1 protein-coding gene is annotated in these 1,912 nt (G+C 47.1%); it reads right to left on the minus strand.

All coding sequences use genetic code 11. The features are described 5' to 3' along the window. A partial coding sequence (locus M2125_RS10880; protein ID WP_280742980.1) for a YDG domain-containing protein occupies positions 1 to 1,912 on the minus strand: 1,912 nt, incomplete at both ends.

The raw sequence follows: 1,912 nt of genomic DNA on the forward strand, positions 1-1,912 counted from the left end.
AATTAGCCGTCACAACATCGCCCGGGAATAAACCAGTCATCGCCAAGCTACCGGTTGCGTCAGTAGTTGTGTTGTAGACCCTATTATTTGCAGAAGCGCTAATTGCCGGGCCGCCTGCTCCCGAGCCCAATACGTATGGAGTAATCGCCAAATTAGCATTTACAAAGCTTGTTTGGTAGTTTCTAGCGTCTGCGCCAGCCGTTGCCAATGCAGAGAAATAATTACCGACATTCTTGCCTGCCGTTGTATCTGAAATAGTTACCAAATCCCCCGCAACAATACCAGCGGTGGCGGCGTTATTAGCCAATACTCTGACGGTACCGTTATATACATAGGTGGCAGGTGTCGCAATGATTGTGATTGCCCGTGGAGTAACCGTTAGGTCCCCAGTGACCACTGGAGAGATGTTGGTGATGTTATTGCCGGTGATTACAAAGTTGGCTGCAGATAGGCCATAGGTGCCAACGCTTACATTATTTGAACCACTCATAACTGGGTTAGTAGGCGCAAAGTTAAAGCTCAAGCTTGCACCTGCTCCATCAGAATAAGTATAGGTAGTGATACCATTTACCGTGCTGCTCGCTGTGAGGTAAAGATTATTAATCACAGCGCCACTAGAGGTTGCATAAGCTACCGTTGGGTTGGCAAAAGTTGCTGCAGTTGTATAAGGCGTCACCGCCCCACTACTCTGAATCAGAAGCTGACCAGCAGGAACAATAGTGTATGTGCCTGGCGCATACGTTACCTGGTAGTTACCAATTGCTGCTCCAGTTGCATTAGATGCGGTAATGGCATATTGACCAGCCGGTTGGATATTCGATGCAGCCGTTGCCAGAGTTACAGCAGAAATTGTGTCGCTACCTAGCAAGCCAATGGATGAATAAGATAATGTGCCTGCAGGTTGTGTAATAAAAGAGGCTTGGTTATTTGCAGTAATTGTTAAAGATGCTTTAGTTATGTTTGCGGTAAGCGTAGTTGCTGGACCTGTGACATAGTAATTGCCAGCAGCTGAGCCACTTAAACTCACTCCAGCCATGGTGGTGTAATTTAAGCCATTGATATTAGTTGTAGTTGTTGTCGGAGTAACAGCCAAACTAGTGCCAACGTTTGTTTGACTGAAGGTGCCAGTGTATGGACCGCTTGAGCTTACATCTAAATTTGCCGCATCTGAACCCAGTACACCAGACAATGTCTGCGTACCTACTGCCGCAATTGTTGCGCCTGTAGTAGTGTCATAGACCTTGCTCTGCGCAACTAAACCAGAACTAATGGTTAATGGTGCTGGTGTAATGTTGGCCGCCAAAGGCGCAGTCAAACCAGTAATCACATAATTGCCATTACTTAAGGTCATACCACTTAAATTTGCTGAAACCGTAATGCCGTTTGCAACATTTGGAGATGCAAAAGTGCCTATGGCTGTGCCGCTTGCTGTTGAGGTATCAGTACCTAACAAGCCAGTCACAATCGGCGTGCCTGAAATTACATCAGCAGTGGTGGATGTGTACACCTTATTATTTGCAACCAAACCACTGATGGTGACTGGCGCAGGCGTAATGTTGGCAGTGGCAGTAATTGCCCCGCTAGCAATGCTGTAGTTGCTTGCTGATGCACCAGACAAAGTCACACCACTAAATGCCACAGTTTGTGGGCTAGCTGGCAGATTGACGTTGGCACTAGCAAAGGCAGCGCTACTGTAATTAACAGCAACAGAATCTCCCGGGAACAATCCAGCCATCGCCAAACTACCTGTGGCAGCAGTAGTCGTGTCATAGACCTTGTTATTAGCTGCGGTTGTCAAACGAGGGCCGGTGGTAGAGCCAGGTGTAACGACATAAGGCGTAATGGTGATGTTCTTATTAACTAAGGTGAAGGTGTAATTAGAGGCATCCACACCGCTAACAGCCAAATTCGA

It is taken from the genome of Polynucleobacter sphagniphilus (assembly GCF_029892205.1).
Lineage (GTDB): Bacteria > Pseudomonadota > Gammaproteobacteria > Burkholderiales > Burkholderiaceae > Polynucleobacter > Polynucleobacter sphagniphilus.